The organism is Balneolaceae bacterium (genome assembly GCA_034521445.1).
Lineage (GTDB): Bacteria > Bacteroidota > Rhodothermia > Balneolales > Balneolaceae > JAXHMM01.
The window spans coordinates 424,195-439,462 of sequence record JAXHMM010000006.1 but is presented as its reverse complement, the minus strand read 5'-3'; the positions used below and the strand labels follow the sequence as shown (position 1 = coordinate 439,462).

General features: G+C 61.5%; 19 protein-coding genes. 7 read left to right on the top strand and 12 right to left on the bottom strand.

All coding sequences use genetic code 11. The annotated features are described in order from the left end of the window. Positions 1–103 precede the first annotated feature (103 nt). The 12 genes from U5K31_09260 to U5K31_09205 form a co-directional block, all read right to left on the bottom strand. Positions 104–652 (bottom strand): flagellin, encoded by a 549-nt coding sequence (locus tag U5K31_09260; GenBank protein MDZ7772913.1) that lies wholly within the window; start codon positions 650–652, stop codon positions 104–106. 39 nt (positions 653–691) lie between these two features. Further along, positions 692–1,000 (bottom strand): hypothetical protein, encoded by a 309-nt coding sequence (locus U5K31_09255; protein MDZ7772912.1) that lies wholly within the window; start codon positions 998–1,000, stop codon positions 692–694. A 15-nt stretch (positions 1,001–1,015) separates the two neighbouring features. Beyond that, on the bottom strand, positions 1,016–1,237 hold the full coding sequence (locus U5K31_09250) for a flagellar basal body rod C-terminal domain-containing protein (protein ID MDZ7772911.1): 222 nt from the start codon (positions 1,235–1,237) through the stop codon (positions 1,016–1,018). 131 nt (positions 1,238–1,368) lie between these two features. Beyond that, positions 1,369–1,737: a hypothetical protein gene (locus tag U5K31_09245; protein ID MDZ7772910.1), complete on the bottom strand. Its 369-nt coding sequence runs from the start codon at positions 1,735–1,737 to the stop codon at positions 1,369–1,371. Continuing rightward, positions 1,715–2,371: a flagellar hook-associated protein FlgK gene (gene flgK / locus U5K31_09240; GenBank protein ID MDZ7772909.1), complete on the bottom strand. Its 657-nt coding sequence runs from the start codon at positions 2,369–2,371 to the stop codon at positions 1,715–1,717. The genes U5K31_09245 and flgK overlap by 23 nt, the downstream gene beginning before the upstream one ends. A 4-nt stretch (positions 2,372–2,375) precedes the next feature. Next, entirely contained in the window at positions 2,376–2,885 is a 510-nt protein-coding gene (gene flgN / locus U5K31_09235) for a flagellar export chaperone FlgN (protein ID MDZ7772908.1), read from the bottom strand. 27 nt (positions 2,886–2,912) lie between these two features. Beyond that, positions 2,913–3,242: a hypothetical protein gene (locus U5K31_09230; GenBank protein ID MDZ7772907.1), complete on the bottom strand. Its 330-nt coding sequence runs from the start codon at positions 3,240–3,242 to the stop codon at positions 2,913–2,915. A 9-nt stretch (positions 3,243–3,251) separates the two neighbouring features. Continuing rightward, the gene (locus U5K31_09225) at positions 3,252–4,376 is read right to left on the bottom strand and encodes a flagellar basal body P-ring protein FlgI (protein ID MDZ7772906.1); all 1,125 of its coding nucleotides are present in this window, start codon (positions 4,374–4,376) and stop codon (positions 3,252–3,254) included. A gap of 44 nt (positions 4,377–4,420) precedes the next feature. Further along, complete coding sequence (locus U5K31_09220) at positions 4,421–5,038, bottom strand: flagellar basal body L-ring protein FlgH (GenBank protein ID MDZ7772905.1); 618 nt, start codon at positions 5,036–5,038, stop codon at positions 4,421–4,423. After that, positions 5,035–5,748, bottom strand: a complete 714-nt coding sequence (gene flgA / locus U5K31_09215; protein MDZ7772904.1) for a flagellar basal body P-ring formation chaperone FlgA — start codon at positions 5,746–5,748, stop codon at positions 5,035–5,037. The genes U5K31_09220 and flgA overlap by 4 nt, the downstream gene beginning before the upstream one ends. 9 nt (positions 5,749–5,757) lie before the next feature. Beyond that, the gene (flgG, locus tag U5K31_09210; protein ID MDZ7772903.1) at positions 5,758–6,549 is read right to left on the bottom strand and encodes a flagellar basal-body rod protein FlgG; all 792 of its coding nucleotides are present in this window, start codon (positions 6,547–6,549) and stop codon (positions 5,758–5,760) included. A 49-nt stretch (positions 6,550–6,598) separates the two neighbouring features. Further along, positions 6,599–7,336, bottom strand: coding sequence for a flagellar hook-basal body protein (locus U5K31_09205; GenBank protein MDZ7772902.1), 738 nt, complete (start codon positions 7,334–7,336; stop codon positions 6,599–6,601). A gap of 229 nt (positions 7,337–7,565) precedes the next feature. On the opposite strand from U5K31_09205, the gene flhB reads away from it, so the two are divergent. The 7 genes from flhB (at position 7,566) to U5K31_09170 (ending at position 15,265) form a co-directional block, all read left to right on the top strand. Further along, positions 7,566–8,642 (top strand): flagellar biosynthesis protein FlhB, encoded by a 1,077-nt coding sequence (gene flhB, locus U5K31_09200; protein ID MDZ7772901.1) that lies wholly within the window; start codon positions 7,566–7,568, stop codon positions 8,640–8,642. Between the two features lie 42 nt (positions 8,643–8,684). Beyond that, positions 8,685–10,796 (top strand): flagellar biosynthesis protein FlhA, encoded by a 2,112-nt coding sequence (flhA, locus tag U5K31_09195; protein MDZ7772900.1) that lies wholly within the window; start codon positions 8,685–8,687, stop codon positions 10,794–10,796. A 6-nt stretch (positions 10,797–10,802) separates the two neighbouring features. Beyond that, entirely contained in the window at positions 10,803–12,236 is a 1,434-nt protein-coding gene (locus tag U5K31_09190; protein ID MDZ7772899.1) for a hypothetical protein, read from the top strand. Between the two features lie 12 nt (positions 12,237–12,248). Then, the gene (locus tag U5K31_09185) at positions 12,249–13,061 is read left to right on the top strand and encodes a P-loop NTPase (protein MDZ7772898.1); all 813 of its coding nucleotides are present in this window, start codon (positions 12,249–12,251) and stop codon (positions 13,059–13,061) included. Positions 13,062–13,079: 18 nt separating this feature from the next. Next, positions 13,080–13,289, top strand: a complete 210-nt coding sequence (locus U5K31_09180; protein ID MDZ7772897.1) for a hypothetical protein — start codon at positions 13,080–13,082, stop codon at positions 13,287–13,289. Positions 13,290–13,317: 28 nt separating this feature from the next. Further along, on the top strand, positions 13,318–14,085 hold the full coding sequence (locus U5K31_09175) for a FliA/WhiG family RNA polymerase sigma factor (protein MDZ7772896.1): 768 nt from the start codon (positions 13,318–13,320) through the stop codon (positions 14,083–14,085). Positions 14,086–14,215: 130 nt separating this feature from the next. Further along, positions 14,216–15,265 (top strand): PAS domain-containing protein, encoded by a 1,050-nt coding sequence (locus U5K31_09170; GenBank protein ID MDZ7772895.1) that lies wholly within the window; start codon positions 14,216–14,218, stop codon positions 15,263–15,265. Positions 15,266–15,268: the final 3 nt, after the last annotated feature.

Here is a 15,268-nt window from a genome sequence, read left to right as displayed (position 1 = left end):
CGTCCAGCCAGGACGGGGCCTCGACCGGTGTGGCTGCCTCGGGGCAGACCAGGAAGAGGTTGATGTTGTTTTCGGTGCATTCATGGGTCTCGGGGTCTGGATTTTAGAGATAGTTGAGCAGCGTTGTACGTGTCATCCGCGAATGGGCGGACAGAGCTGCCTGGTAGGAGGTTTCAAATTTCTGAAAGTTCGAGATGGCCTCGGCGTAGTCGGCATCGGTCAGACGACTCACTTCGCCTTCCTTCTCAATGATGCCCGATTCGTACTTGTCGTGCACAAATTCGAGCCGATTGATGTTGCTGCCGATGCGGGAGGCCAGCTTGGTCACATGGTCCAGCGCCGCCTCCACGTTGTCGAGCTCGGCATTCAGAGCCGTGCGGTTGTTGTTTCGGAGGGCGTTCTCCACATTTTGCACAATGGCGAAGAGATCCCCGGAACCGGTTGCGCGGAGCTCGGTGCCGGTTACGCTCGTCTCCACTTCGTTATGCTCGGAAATGCGGGTCACCAGGGCGTCGCTGTTGGCCACGTCCTCCACGCCGCCGGCAGAAGCGCCGTTCAGCGTAAATATCGGATTTTCGGTGTTGGTGCCGCCGAACAGGTGCACCCCGTTGAACTGCACGTTGCCCAGGTCCATCAGCGCGCTCGCGCACATTGACCACCTGCTCGGCCAGCTTCTCGCGCTCGGGTCGCGTCAATGAGAGTCGTTGGATCCCTGAACGGCGGTGGACTTCAGGTCGATGAGCGTGTCCACCATGCCGTCCAGCGATTCCTGGACGGTGCGCGCCTGGCGCAGTCCCGCGTTGACGTTGCGCTGGTATTGCCCGTCCTTGCGGATCTGCTCCTGGATGATGCGGCTGGTGCTGAACTCCACGCTGCCGTCGGAGGCCCGTATGACCGCCTTGCCGCTGGCAAGCTGCTGCTGGTACTTGGCGAGCTCCTCGCGGTTGCGGCTCAGCATGCCCTGCAATCGGTTGTATATGAGATTCTGGGTGATGCGCATGGCTTTGCGGGACGGTTAGAGTATGGAAAGCAGGGTGTCGTACATCTTCTGCCCCTCGTTGAGTACGCGTGCGGAAGCCTGGTAGGCGTTCTGGTATTTGATCAGATCGCTCAGCTCCTCGTCGATGTTGACGCCCGACTGGCTCTCCTGCTGGTTGACCAGCAGTTGCCGGGCCGATTCGCGCGAGGTGATACGGTTCTCGAGTTCGTTGATGCGGATGCCGGGTTCGGTCATCATCTGTACGGCGTTGCTGGCCAGGGTTCTCCCCGTCCAGCAGCGAAAGGTTCTGCAGGTTGGCGATCTGCAGGGCGTTGTCGTTGTTGCCCGCCTCGCCGGCCACCGAGGAGGTGGCGATATGCTCGGGGTTGTCAACGATGGTCTGGTTCAGGGCAATGGATTCGGCCGTGGTCGCCTGCGGGATCGAAGAAATTGCGCTGCCCGTTGTCGGCAATGCCGTAGCCGTTGATATGGAGGGCGTTCACCTGTTCGACCACCGACTTTGCGATCTTGTCCAGGGTGTTGCGCGCCTCCGGAACCACCTCCTCGTACATGTGTGCGTCGGCGCCCAGCTCGCCCCGCCCTATATCCAAGAGCTTGCCGTTGTCGAGTCGCACGCGGAAGATGCGGTTGCCGGTGTCCACTTCCGGCCGCAGTGTGGCCGTCTCGGTGCCCGAAAGCACGGTCACTCCGCCCACGCGCGCCTCCAGGGTGCCGTCATCCTGATAGCGTGCCTCCACGGTGATCTGGGAGGAGAGGGTTTTCAGCAGCTCCAGCTGCCGGTCCTTGCTGTTCAGGTCGGGCTGTCCCGGTGGCTTCCGCACGGGCGATGTCGGCGTTGATGTCGGCGAGCTGCCCAAGCAGGGAGTTCACCTTGTCCACCCGGTTGCGGGCGGCAGCCAGGGTCTGCTCGTCGATGTCCTTCAGGTCGGACCCCATGTCCTTGAACTTGCTGATGAGGGTGCGGGACTTGGAAATGACGTTGTGGCGCAGGTTGATATCCTGCGGGTTGTTGGAGAGTTCGGAAAAGGAATTGAAGAAATCGGTAATGCCCACGTCGAGTCCGTCGCCGGTGCTGGTCACCATCACGCTCTCGATCTGCTGGTAGATGCGGTTGCGTTCGTTCAGGTCGCCCAGCTCATGCTCCTTCATCATGATCTGCTCATCGATGAGGTTGTTGCGCAGGCGCTTGACTTGCGCAATGGTAACACCCCGGCCCAGCGTGAAACCACCTTGGCGGTGGATCTGCTCTGACAACTCAGCACGCTGGCGGGTATAGCCGGGGGTGTTAGCATTGGCAATATTGTGAGAAACGACGCCTGAAGCTTTCTGTGAGCTCAGGAGGCCGTTTTTCGCAATTTCTAAAATATCCATGACGTCAGGCCTTCTTGTTAACGGCTACGCCGCCGGTGGAGGAATTCCTTCTCTTGCCGGAGGCGTCATAGGTGCCCGCGCGGTCCTCGCCCAGGTCGGTGATCAGCCGGAAGCGGTCAGCGTTGTGATTGCGGGCGAACTGCAGCAACTCGGTGAGCTGGGTGCGCAGGTTCCGGCTCTTCTCCACCTGTCCGGTAAGTTCGGCGCGCAGGCGATCGAGTTCCCCGGTGGGCCCTTCCAGGCTCTCCATAAGGCCGGTGAGGGTTCGTTTTCCGGCGGGCCGGCCCTCCTCGAAGAGGCGGCCGAGCTGCTCCTTGAACTGCTGCTCGAGTCCCTGCAGCTCCTCGTAGCGTCTCACCTGGCGGGGAATGAGTTCGTTGAGCAGCACCAGGTCACTGTAAATCACTGCCTGCATCTGGTCGTTGATCAGTCCCGTAGCCTCGCGGTAGCCCTCGATGAGGCGCTCCAGGGTGTGCTTTAGTTCCTTTATGCGTTGATTTCGCGGTTGTTGCATGATGCGTGGGGGAAGGCTTGCGTTGGGTTATTCGGGATTTGCGGGCGCACCGCCGGAGCCGGAGTCGCCCCCGGAGCGCTGTTCCCAGTAGCGGCGGACCAGCTCGGACATACCCAGCTTCTCCTGCTGGGCCAGTTCGGAGCTGAGCGTGTCGACAATGTGGTCGCGGTAGACGTCACCGCCGGCGTTCATCATGGAATCCTCGGAGCCCTTGAAGAGTCCTTCGGTCATCTGGCTGACCAGCTGCCGCGCAAAGAGCTTTTCAAAGGCCATGGCGGTCTCCTCCTTTTTCATCTGCAGGCGGTCGGCCCGTCCGAGAAGTTTTCCGATGTCTATGGAAGGTTTGCGGATGTCCATGGTTCCGGCCTACATGACGATGAGTTGACCCTTCAGGGCGCCCGCTTTATCAAGCGCCTGAAAGATGGAGATAATGTCCTTGGGCGAGAAGCCCAGGTTAGTCAGCGAGGTAGCCAGTTCAGTGACCCGCGTGTCGGGCTGCAGCACCAGATTGCGGGCGGATTCCTCGGTGATGCCCACGGCGGTCACCTCGCCCTGCACGGTCTCCCCGCCGCTGAGGGGAGGAGGCTGTGAGACGAAGGGGGTGACCTGGGTCTGAATCTGGATGTTGCCGTGGGAGATCATCACTTCGCCTATGACCACATCGCCCCCGGCAACGATGGTGCCGGTGCGTTCGTTGAGTACGACGCGGGCAGGCGTTTGCACCTCGATCTGCAGCCCCAGCACAGTATTGGTAAAGAAACTCAGGTCGCCGGTGGTTTCGAATCCGTCGGGCCAGCTGACGCTCACCTTGCCGGCATTGGCCACCGAGGCGATCTCGCTCTCGAACTGCTCGTTGATGGCTTCGGCCGTGCGGGTGGCGTTGGCGTAGCTGGGCTCGCGCAGGATGAGTCCCAGCGGCTCCCCGCGGTCGGGGGTGTAGACTTCGTTCTGCACCACGGAACCGCCGGAGGGAATGGTGGCGGTAAGCGACTGGTTGCGGGCCACGCGGGCACCGGGTACTTCGGCATTGATGCCGCCCAGCACCAGGGGTCCCTGCGCATAGGCGTAGACCTGATTGTTCTGGGGATTCATCAGGGGGGTCTGCAGCAGCACCCCACCGCTCAGGCTGCTGGCACTGCCCAGGGAGGAGACGCGTATGTCAATCTCGCTGCCCGGAGAATGGTAGGGGGTGATCTCGGCGGTCACCATGACGGCCGCCACGTTACGGGTACGCAGCCGGTCGGCGTCGACGGTAATGCCAAACTTGTCGAGCATGCTGGCAATGGACTGTACGGTGAAGGCCGAGCCGCGCCCGGAAAAAGTGCGGTCGCCGCTGCGGTCCAGGCCGGCCACCAGGCCATAGCCTATGAGTTCGGTGCGCTTGGCCTGGTCGATCTGCACCAGGTCGGAGAGACGGGTCTGCGCCTCTGCGCGTGGCGCCAGGGCCGCGGCCGAGGCGATGATCAGTATGAGTATCAGGCTTCGTTTCATCAGATGGTTCCGTGGTTAAATGCTGGGATGGTTGGGGCCTGCGTTCAGTTCTGTGAGAGGATGATGGCGGCGCCCGTCACCGCGCCGAGCACGCCCCAGACGATCTTGCGTCCAATGCCCAGCTTGTTGCGGGTCTCCCGTATGCCGCCCTTCTTCAGGTATTTGATGTTGGCGTTGGCGATGCGGAAGGAGAGCACCTGGTTGGCGTCGCTCACGTCGGAGGGACGCACAAAACCGTTCAGCTCCATGCTGTGGAGCTCGCCGTTGATCTCGGTGCTTCGCGTGCCCGAAATGAAAAGGTCGCCGTTGTCCTCCACCCTCTCGATGCGCACGCTGACGGTGCCCTGCAGCAGCTGCTGCTGCTGGGCGGTGATGCGCTCGTCGGAGTTGTAGTCCACCGTCACATCGGCACCGAACATGGGCTCAAAGGGCACAAAATTGCTGGAGACGCTGCTGGAGGCCGAGCCGGCGGTGTTCGACTGGGCGGAGGCGTCGGAGTTGGAGGAACCCGAAATGTTTTCGGTGAGGATGACGGTAATCACGTCGCCCGCCTGGTGCGCCTTGAGGTCGGAATAGAGCGAGCGCTGCTGCCCCTGGGCCGCGTATGCGGCGCAGAGCAGCAGGGGGGTCAGTATCGTAAGAAAAAGTCGTGTGGCTTTCATAAGGTGCGTTCCCATTCGGCTTCGTTGGCATTGATCAGGATGGCGATGTAGGTCTTGCCGGTCTCACGGCTGAAGAGCCGGATCTTCTCCCCGGGGGCCTTGGCCTCCCGGGCGGTGGTGGCGATGGTGATGGCCATGCCCTCCCCGCGGTAGTGCAGGCTGACGGGATCGCCGGGCGTCACGGAGGCGGGCCGGTTGATGTCGGTGCGCAGGATCACGTCACTCTCCCCAATCATGCGGGAGGCCTGCCTGTCCAGCAGGCTGTCGGAGACGGCAGGGAGCTGGCGGAGACGGGTAATATCACGCCGACGCATTTCGTAATCTCCCCTTTCCAGGGTCTCCCCCTCCCCGATGCGGCGCGTGGCCACCGGCACGGATGCCGTCACGCCAATATGCAACTGCACGGAGGAGGTCTGTGTTTCGCCGCCCCGCTCCCAGGTCACCTCGCCTGTCAGGTAGCCGCGGCTGAGTTCGGAGGCCGGGAGCCGCAGCTCCCGAATACGGGAGCTGTCGGCCCGGGCAAGAATATTAGGCATCCAGCGCGTTTCGGCTGCAATCTCGCAGCCGTGACAGCTTTTGGCCACCCGCTGGGCGGCCATGCGCTCCAGCTTCTCCTTGACAGGCTGCTGCGCCGCCGCCGTGGGAGCGGAGGCCAGGAGGGCCGCCGCGAGGAGAGCCAGTATGCCGGTATTCAGGGTCAGCGAATTCATGGGGTTATTTTATCGTTTGATGGAGTTGGTCATGGCCATCATGTCTTCGGCCGTCTGCACCATCTTGGAATTGGTTTCGTAGGCGCGCTGCGCCTGTATGAGGTTGACCATCTCGGTCACAATCTCCACATTGGACTGCTCCAGGAAACCCTGCTGCAGGCTGCCGAAGCCGTCCATGCCGGGCGTGCCGTAGAAGGGCGTCCCCGACTGGGCGGTCTCCTGGTAGAGGTTGTCGCCCTCGGCGCTGAGTCCCCCGGGATTGACAAACTTGGCCAGTTCGATCTGGCCCAGCTCGATCTGGCCCTGGTCGCCGGCAAGCCTGGCGGTAACCAGGCCGTCCTGGGAGATCGACAGGCCGACGGTGTCTTCGGGAATGTCAATGTCGTCGGCCAGGGTCAGGCCCGACTGGGTGATGAGGCGCCCTTCGGAATTCATGGAAAAATTACCGTCACGCGTGTAGGCGATGGAACCGTCGGACTTGCGCACCTGGAAGAATCCGGCGCCGTTGATGGCCAGATCCGTGGAACCGCCCGTCTCCTGCATGGCACCCTGCGAAAAGTTACGAACGGTGGCTACGGGCTTGGAACCGTGTCCCAGCTGAAGCTGCGGACCCTCCTCGCCCTGGCCGCCGGATCCACGCTTGGAGGTGGCAATGTTCTGATAAAAGAGATCCTGGAAGGCGATGTCGCTCTTCTTGAAGGAGGTGGTATTCACGTTGGCCAGGTTGTTGGCGATGTTATCCACCATCTTCTGCTGGGCGCTCATCCCGAGCGCTGCGATACTGAGTGCGCGTGTTGGCATAAGAGTTCCTCGTTTAGGTTACATAGGTTGCGGCTAAGGGGACCGCGGATCAGAAGCGTCCCAGTCGGGTCGTGCTCTGGGAAAGCATCTCATCGGTGGTCCTCATGGCCCGCTGTTGTGATTCAAAAAGGCGCATGTTTTGCGTCATGCTGACCAGCTCCTGCAGGGGGTCGACGTTGCCGGACTCGTAGAAGCCCTGCACCACGCTGCTCTCCCCGTCGGGGGTCATCTCCACCCCCTCGGGGGCCTGCAGGTAGGCGCTGCTTCGCCGTTCCAGCTGGGTCAGGTCTCCGGCCTGCATGATCATCAGCTTGTCCCGGCGCTCGCCGTTCACGCGCAGGGTGCCGTCCTGGTCAAGCTCCACCTCCACGTCGGAACGAATGCGTCCCGACTGCATGAGGCCCGGAAGCTGGATGGGACCCGATTCGCCCATGACACGCGCGCCGTTGTCGTCCACCAGGAAACCCTCGCGGTCGAGGCCGAAGCGTCCGTTGCGCGTATAAAAGCGGTTGCCGTCCTGTTCCACGGCGAAGAAACCCTCACCCTCGATAGCGAAATCGAAGGGATTGCCGGTCTCCTCGAAAGCGCCCTGGGCCATGCTTATGGTCTGCCCCGGCTGTACCGAGGAGACCTGCCGCCCGTTCATCTCCTCCTGAAATGCGCGGTAGAAGAGCTTGTCGCCCTTGAATCCCGGCGTATTGATGTTGGCCAGGTTGTTGGCAGTCACCTCCTGGGCGCGCATGAGGATCTGCAGGGCCTGCATGGAATGTCGGAATCGGTCGATCATGGCAGTCTTCGTTGTTTCGTTTTGTTCTATAGGTTCAAATTCCATGCCACACCCGATTTCAGCCCCGGCAGGCCCTCAGCCCGCCTCCCCCGGCAGCGGCCTGCTGCGGCAGGTGGAAATCTTTTCCCGCCGCCGGAAGATATTGTGCTCCCTCCACCCGGAAATGCCTCCTGGAGGGCCGGCGTGGGGCCGCGGGCGTTGTGGCATCACCTTTGATGTTATAGTACCTATGTCGCAACACGACGATCAGGAAAAAACAGAAGAGCCGACGCAGCACAAGCTGAAGAAGGCCCGCGAGGAAGGCAACGTGTCGCAGAGCACGGAAATCGCCTCGGTGCTGCTCATGGTTATCGCCACCGTGGTCATCATCTACGCCGGTGGATGGATGTATGCGCGACTGGAATCGATGTTTGAGATCTTCTTCCTGGGTTCCGGGCAGGCCTTCGACAATCAGGAGAACGCCATACAGTTCCTGAAGATCGCCGGCTGGTACGGCATGGAGATCCTGGCACCGGTCACCGTCGCCCTCTTTGTAATGGCCATTGTATCCCACGTGGCGCAGACCGGGGTGGTCTTCGCCACCAAGGTGATGGAGCCCAAGGCCAGTCGCATCAGCCCCAAGAAAGGCTTCGAGAAAATCTTCTCCATGCGCGGGGTGGTGGAGATGATCAAGGGCTTCAGCAAGATCTTTCTTGTAGGCATAATCATTTACTTCACCCTGCGGACGGAAATCGAAAATATCACCTCCTTTCTGATCCTCCCGCTGGGGGAAATCATTTCCCAATCCGGAAAATATATCCTGCTCATCGTCACCCGCATCCTGGCTGCGCTCATTGTCCTTTCCATTATGGACGCGGCCTACGCGCGCTACCAGCACCGCAAGGAGCTGCGCATGACCAAGCAGGAGGTGAAGGACGAATTCAAGCAGATGGAAGGGGACCCCCACATGAAGAGCAAGCGCAAGGAAAAGGCCCTCAGCCTTGCCCAGCGCAAGCGTCTGGACCATGCAGTGCTCTCTTCGGAGGTGGTCGTAACCAACCCCACGCACTACGCGGTGGCCCTGGCCTACGACCCCGAGGTAAACGACGCACCCCTTATCCGGGCCAAGGGCATGCGCAAGCGCGCCCTTAAAATCCGGGAGTATGCCGACCAATACGACATTCCCATCATTGAGAATCCTCCTGTGGCACGGGCTTTGTACGCTTCTGCAGAGGAGGACCAGTTCGTTCCCCCGGAGCTTTACAAGGCGGTGGCCGAAATTCTGGCCTACGTCTACCGGATCAAACAGAAAGAGAAACTGTACTGACACCATAAACGCGAGCACGCCCAACGGCAGCCAGAACAAACCATGAGCAACTCCGAATCCAACAATACCCTGCAGAGCCTCGGCAGCCTGTTCATGCAGCGCACCGACATCCTGGTCTCCTCCAGTGTGATCCTGATCCTGATGGTCATGATCCTGCCCATTCCCACGGGCATGCTCGACTTCCTGCTGGCCACCAACATATCCCTCTCCATCGTGGTGATGCTGGTGGCCTTCTACACGCTCAAGCCCCTTGAATTTGCCGTCTTCCCGGGCATGCTTCTCATGCTCACCCTCTTCCGGCTGGCGCTGAACGTGGCCTCCACCCGTCTCATACTGAGCGAAGGCTACGCCGGCAATCTTATCGCAGCCTTCGGTAACTTCGTGGTGCAGGGCAACTACGTGATCGGGATCATCATTTTTGCCGTGCTGATCATCATCAACTTTGTGGTGATCACCAAGGGCGCCTCCCGCATTGCCGAAGTCTCCGCCCGATTCACCCTGGACGCCATGCCGGGCAAGCAGATGGCCATCGATGCCGATCTGAGCAGCGGACTCATCACCGACGAGGAGGCACGCCGCCGCCGCGAGGAGATCGCACGAGAAAGCGACTTCTACGGGGCCATGGACGGGGCCAGCAAGTTCGTGCGGGGCGACGTGATCGCCGGCCTGCTCATTACCTTTATCAATGTGATCGGCGGACTCGTCATCGGCACCATGCAGCAGGGCATGGCCCTCTCGGAGGCCGCCGCCCAGTACACGCTGCTGACCGTGGGCGACGGTCTGGTTACCCAGATCCCCGCCCTGCTCATCTCCACCGCCTCCGGCATCATCGTCACCCGCGCCGCCTCCGAAAACAGCCTGAGCGTGGAGATCACCAACCAGCTCTTCGGCTCGTCCAAGGTGATCGGCATGGCGGGCGTGTTCATCTTTATCATGGGTATACTGCCCGGCATGCCGGTGATCCCCTTCTGGGCCATCTCCGGCATACTTCTCTACTTCGCCAACAAGAAAAACAACGAGGAGGAGATCCTTGAGCTGGAACCCCACGAGGAAGAAGAGGAGGAGGGTCCCACCGACAAGGTGGAGCGCTACCTGCTCATGGACACCCTGGAGCTGGAGATCGGCTACAGCCTCATCCCGCTGGTGGATCCCGACCAGGAGGGCGACCTGCTCGACCGCATGTCCTCTCTGCGCAAGCAGCTGGCCATTGAGCTGGGCATTCTGGTGCCCCCCATACGCATCCGCGACAATGTGCAGCTCAATTCCAACGACTACGTGATCAAGATGCGGGGCATCGTCAAGGGCGAGGGCGACCTGCTGCCCGAATACCACCTGGCGCTGCTGCCGGCCGACTTTGACATCCAGCTGCAGGGCGTAAAGACCAAGGACCCCACCTTCGGCATGGACGCCGTCTGGGTGAGCGAGCGTAACAAGACCGAGGCCGAGAAGTACGGGCTGTCGGTCATCGAGGCGGGCGCCGTCATCACCACCCATTTCATGGAAATCATCAAACGCAACGCCCACAACCTGCTCGACCGGCAGATGGTCATGCATCTGGTGGAGAACCTCAAGCAGACCTCCCCGGCCGTGGTGGAGGAGCTCATCCCCGACCAGATGAAGCTGGGCGACGTGCAGAAGGTGCTGCGCCGCCTGCTCAAGGAGCAGGTTCCCATCCGCGACCTCAACACCATCCTTGAAACCCTGGCCGACCAGCAGTCACAAACCAAGAATCCCGACGTGCTCACCGAATACGTGCGCTCGGCCCTGGCCGACACCATCACGCGGCAGTACCGCGACGAGGAGGGCACGGTTACCGTGAGCGTAATGGAATCTTCCCTGGAGTCGCACCTGATCAACCAGGCGCAGGAGGGCAACCTCAACCCCAACACCCTGGGCTTTACCCCCGACACGGTGGAGCGCCTCTACGTCAAAGCCTCACGCGTCTTCGAGGAAATGATATCGCAGGGACACGATCCCATACTGCTCACCTCCCCCGTGCTGCGGCCCGCACTTTACGACTTCCTGGTGTCGGTCATTCCCGAGATCGCCGTACTCTCCTACAACGACCTTACCATCGACACCGAAATCGAGAAGTTTGACATCATACGACTTAAATCCAACGACTCCGGCGCCGAAGGCCCGGTACAGACCTAATACGTCATGATTATCAAGAAGTATTACGGAAACAGCGTCGAGGAGGCGCGAGAGGAAGCGCGCGGGCACCTGGGCTCCGACTGCGTCATCCTGGAAACTGTGAACGCCGGCGACGACAGCCCCGCCCGCGTCACCGCCATGGCCCACCGCAGACCCTCCGACGAGGGAGCTGCGGCCGACGCTTCCGGCGGCGACGCTCCCGGAGAAGATAACGCCCCTTCGACGGCTTCCCCCGGCGGGAAAGGCGGACCGAGCGGCACCTACGGTCGAGGCGACCTGATCCCGCGCTCCCTGCGCAACGCCGTGGAGGACGGCTGGAACGCCCTTTCGGGCACCGGAGGCAGCAACGGGTCCTCCCGCAGCACGGAAAATCCCAACGGCGCTCGTCCCGAAGCCGGCGCAAGCGGCAGTCCCTCCGGCGCCGCCCTCGCCGACCCCGGCACCTACGACCGCAGGGCCGGACGTGGCCCAGGCCGGCAGGACGCCTCCGAGGAGGTGACCATGTCGCGGCGCAGCACCCCCATTCACCGCAACGGCAAGGAGTCGTTCGACGGACATTTCAACGAACGCGCCATCTCCCAGGAAGTGCGCGCGCTGCACCGGCGCTTCGACCAGCTCGAATCGCTCATGTCGGACGCCCTCATCTCGGCCAACCTGGAGTACGTCTCCCACCCGGCTTTCCAGCAGCTTTTGAATACGGGCATGCGCCCACCAACCGTGTCGCGATGGTTCGAGACGGTGCTCAACCGTGGGGTGGATCCCTATGAGCAGCCGCAGGATTTTCTTTATGAGCTGGCCTCCATCGTGCGCGGCACCCTCGACGTGGAGCCCTCGGGTCCACCGCCCCCCAACCTTCTTTTCGTGGGTCCTTCGGGATCGGGCAAGACCTCGCTGATTATGAAACTGGCCAGCCATCCCGATTTCATGGGCGGCCGCAGCGTGGCGCTGGTCACCGTGCGCCCCTCGGCCGACCGACGCCACTACTCCCCGCTGCCCCTCTTCGCCGAGGAGCACGGGATTCCCCATTTCGAGGCGAACGAGGGCGTGGAGATCGGCAAGCTGGTCCCCGAGCTGGCTGACTTCGACCATGTGCTCTACGATACGCCGCCCCTCAGCCTGAAGGAGAACGACTCCTTCCGCGATTTCTGGAAGATACGCCAGCTGCTGACCCCGGTTACGCCCCTGGAGGTGCACTTCACGGTCAATGCCACCCTGCAGACCCGCTACTTCCGGGAAGATTACGCGAAGGACCACCCGGTGCAGCCCGACTGTATCGCCCTCACCCACCTCGACGAGACCGATCGGTGGGGACACCTGCTGCCTTTCCTGCAGAAACGCTCCTGCAGCGTGCGCTACGTCAGCCGCGGACCCGGTTCCCGGGAGGGCATACGCCATTTCAGCCCCTCCTGGTTTGCCGAACACATTCTCTCTCACTCCTAACTGCCCAAGCATATGCATTACGAACACGCAACATTTATCGTAGCCGTCGCCAGCGGAAAAGGGGGCGTGGGCAAGAGCCTCGCCGCGGTAAACCTGGCGGAGACCCTCAACCGACAGGGGCTGAAAGTGGCCCTCGTCGACGCCGACCTGGGACTCTCAAACTGCGCCGCACTCATGAACGAAAAGGTCCCTGCCACAGCCATGGACGTGCTGATGGAGGAGGCCTATGCGGACGACCTGTTCGGGGTCACCGACAGCGGCATCACGCTGGTGACCGGCGCCGACGAGCCCGACGCCCACCTGCAGGACTGGTCGCTGCTCTACCCCATTCTAGACGAGGCCATCCGCACCCTGCGGCGCGAGCACGATTTCATTGTGGTCGACACCCCCGCCGGCGCTTCCTCCCTGAGTCTCTGGGCCCTCGACCGCTCGGACCTCTGTTCGCTGGTCCTGGCCGACGAACCCACGGTGATCTCCGACGTCTACCGCTTCAGCAAGTATATCCTGGAAATCGACCCCTCATTCCCGTTTGCAGCCATCGTAAATTTTTCCGAGAATGAGCAACAGGCCAGGAACGTGCTCCAGCGCTTCAACAGCATCCTGAATCACTTCCTGGGCCGGGAGATACCCTGGCTGGGCATGATCCCTGCCTCCGAGGCCATACGCGACTCGGTGCGGGATCAGATCCCCGTCGTTCTTTCACATGCTGACTCGGAGATCCGGCAGGAATTCGACTACATCGCGCAAACCCTGCAGGGCATGGCCAACCGGGAGGGACAGTCCTTCTCAGAGCTGGTCAACGCGCCCAAAATCCACCAAAACTAATTCACGGATTCCCCTGATATGATGTTACGCATTGTCACCATCGTCGCCCTGCTCGTATTCCTCTTCCTGTTGATGTCCGGCTCCTCCGTGGAACCGGCCATGGTCAGAAGCGTCACCGTGTTCATTGCACTGGTCGTCGGAACCCGAGTCTGCAGCTATCTCCTGAACGTCATCAAACAAACCTCAACCTCGACCAACAACCAGGAGTCCTCTCCCAGCCACAACTGACCGGCGGGAGTGCCTTTAGCCGACCCCTATGGACAAGTCCCTACAGGAACTGATCGATGCCTATTGCCAGGACCCCACCCAGGGACTGCGCAACGCCATCATCACCGAGGCTATGCCCCTGGTGAAGAGCATCATAGGCAAGATCCGCAACCCCGACACCCCCCTCTCCCAACAGGAAGACCTGGAGAGCGCGGCCATCGTGGGGCTCCTGCAGGCGCTGAACAATTACGACTGCGAGAAGGACATCAAGTTCAACACCTTCGCCTACTACCGCATCCGCGGCAGCGTCATCGACTACCTGCGTTCTATCGATGAGCTCCCCCGAACCGACCGCACCAAGTACGGCAAGGCTCGGGAGGAGATGTCGAAGCTGCAGCAGGAGCTGGGGCGCGACCCCTCCGACGAGGAGGTGGCCGATGCGATGGACCTGGACCTTAACGCCTACTACAAACTACTGAGCAATGTGCAGCAGCGTGCGGTCCTCTCCCTGGACAGCGAGATGTACGAAGACAGCAGCAAAACCACCCTGGGCGACCAGATAGAAGACGAGAACATCGACCGTCCCGACGCCAAACTCAACCGCAAGAGCGTCACATCCAAGATCCAGGACGCCATCCAACAGCTGGAAGACCGCGACCGCCTGGTCCTCTCCCTCTACTACTACGAAGACCTCACCCTCAAGGAGATCGCCGCCCTCCTGGGCCTGACCGAGGCCCGGATCTCCCAGATCGTGGGTAAGCTGCTCCTGCAGCTCAAGTCCTCCCTCGGCACCGAACTTTCGGAGAACATTTCCTAAAGCCGCCCCTCCTTTCCGCCGATAACTAGAGCAGAATCATGAAATGTGCAGCACCTGCGGCGTAACGGAGCGTCCCGTCGGGGATATACTGCGCCCATTTCAACCTTCGTAACAGCAACAAGGCGGCATTTTGGAGTTTTCTTCACTGGACACCCTTAGGAGTGCATTCGAAAACAGCCTGGAGGGTGTCGTCATCTCGGATATGCGGAAGGCCGGGCAGCCCATCGTATACTGCAACCCCTCCTTCCTGGAGCTTACCGGCTACGGGCGGGAGGAGGTGCTGGGACGCAACTGCCGCTTCCTTCAGAACGGGCTGAACGGCCAGCCGGGGCTCAGGAAACTCCGCAGGGCCATCCGCCGGGGCGAGGCCTGCAAGGTGACCCTCAAAAACTTCAAAAAAAGCGGCGAGCTCTTCTTCAACCGGCTCAGCGTCTTCCCGCTCAGGGGGCAGGGCCGCGAGATTACCCATTACATCGGAATACAGGACGACGTGACCGACCTGGTGGCGGTGCGCAACGAGCTCAACATCGCACGCAACGACCGCCAGGCCCTCATCTCCGAGGTGCACCACCGGGTCAAGAACAACCTGGCCGTCTTCTCCAGCCTCCTGGAGCTGGACGCCTGGCACGACTCCGAAACCAGCGTGTTGCTCAAGAACCGCCTGCGGGTGCGCACCATGTCCTTCGTCCACGAAAACCTCTACAGCCGCGACGGCTTCTCCCGGGTTAACTTCAGCGACTTCGTGCGCGACCTGGTGGCACGCTACGGCTCCGACCGCCACCTCTCCCCCGTACGCATCAACTTCATCACAGAGCTCCATCGGGAGGTGGAGCTCAGCATCAACCAGGCCATTCCGCTGGCCCTGGCCATGGCTGAGATGATTCAGAACATCTACCAGCACGCCTACGGGGAGCGCGCCATCGGCACCGCGCGCATCTCCTTGCGCGAAGAGGAGGCAGGCAGGGTGGTGCTTCGGGTGGCGGACTACGGACGCGGTCTGCCCGAAAATCTGCTGGATGACGACGACCCGCAGACCACCGGTTTCACCGTCATGCGCACCCTGACCGAGCAGCTGGAGGGCGAGCTCGACCTGGAGAACTTGGAGAACGGGGGGCTCTGCCTGAGTATCGCCTTCCGCAAATCCGACGCCATGGACGCCGGCCAGGCGGCGCTGCTGTAGTCG

Coding starts and splice junctions, on each gene's coding strand:
- U5K31_09205 (MDZ7772902.1), bottom strand. CDS start 7,336: ATGATCGACCGATTCCGACATTCCATGCAGGCCCTGCAGATCCTCATG.
- U5K31_09230 (MDZ7772907.1), bottom strand. CDS start 3,242: ATGGACATCCGCAAACCTTCCATAGACATCGGAAAACTTCTCGGACGG.
- U5K31_09220 (MDZ7772905.1), bottom strand. CDS start 5,038: ATGAAAGCCACACGACTTTTTCTTACGATACTGACCCCCCTGCTGCTC.
- U5K31_09255 (MDZ7772912.1), bottom strand. CDS start 1,000: ATGCGCATCACCCAGAATCTCATATACAACCGATTGCAGGGCATGCTG.
- U5K31_09175 (MDZ7772896.1), top strand. CDS start 13,318: ATGGACAAGTCCCTACAGGAACTGATCGATGCCTATTGCCAGGACCCC.
- U5K31_09190 (MDZ7772899.1), top strand. CDS start 10,803: ATGATTATCAAGAAGTATTACGGAAACAGCGTCGAGGAGGCGCGAGAG.
- U5K31_09260 (MDZ7772913.1), bottom strand. CDS start 652: ATGTGCGCGAGCGCGCTGATGGACCTGGGCAACGTGCAGTTCAACGGG.
- U5K31_09180 (MDZ7772897.1), top strand. CDS start 13,080: ATGATGTTACGCATTGTCACCATCGTCGCCCTGCTCGTATTCCTCTTC.
- U5K31_09225 (MDZ7772906.1), bottom strand. CDS start 4,376: ATGAAACGAAGCCTGATACTCATACTGATCATCGCCTCGGCCGCGGCC.
- flgA (MDZ7772904.1), bottom strand. CDS start 5,748: ATGAATTCGCTGACCCTGAATACCGGCATACTGGCTCTCCTCGCGGCG.
- U5K31_09185 (MDZ7772898.1), top strand. CDS start 12,249: ATGCATTACGAACACGCAACATTTATCGTAGCCGTCGCCAGCGGAAAA.
- U5K31_09250 (MDZ7772911.1), bottom strand. CDS start 1,237: ATGATGACCGAACCCGGCATCCGCATCAACGAACTCGAGAACCGTATC.
- flhB (MDZ7772901.1), top strand. CDS start 7,566: ATGTCGCAACACGACGATCAGGAAAAAACAGAAGAGCCGACGCAGCAC.
- flgG (MDZ7772903.1), bottom strand. CDS start 6,549: ATGCCAACACGCGCACTCAGTATCGCAGCGCTCGGGATGAGCGCCCAG.
- flgK (MDZ7772909.1), bottom strand. CDS start 2,371: ATGGATATTTTAGAAATTGCGAAAAACGGCCTCCTGAGCTCACAGAAA.
- flgN (MDZ7772908.1), bottom strand. CDS start 2,885: ATGCAACAACCGCGAAATCAACGCATAAAGGAACTAAAGCACACCCTG.
- flhA (MDZ7772900.1), top strand. CDS start 8,685: ATGAGCAACTCCGAATCCAACAATACCCTGCAGAGCCTCGGCAGCCTG.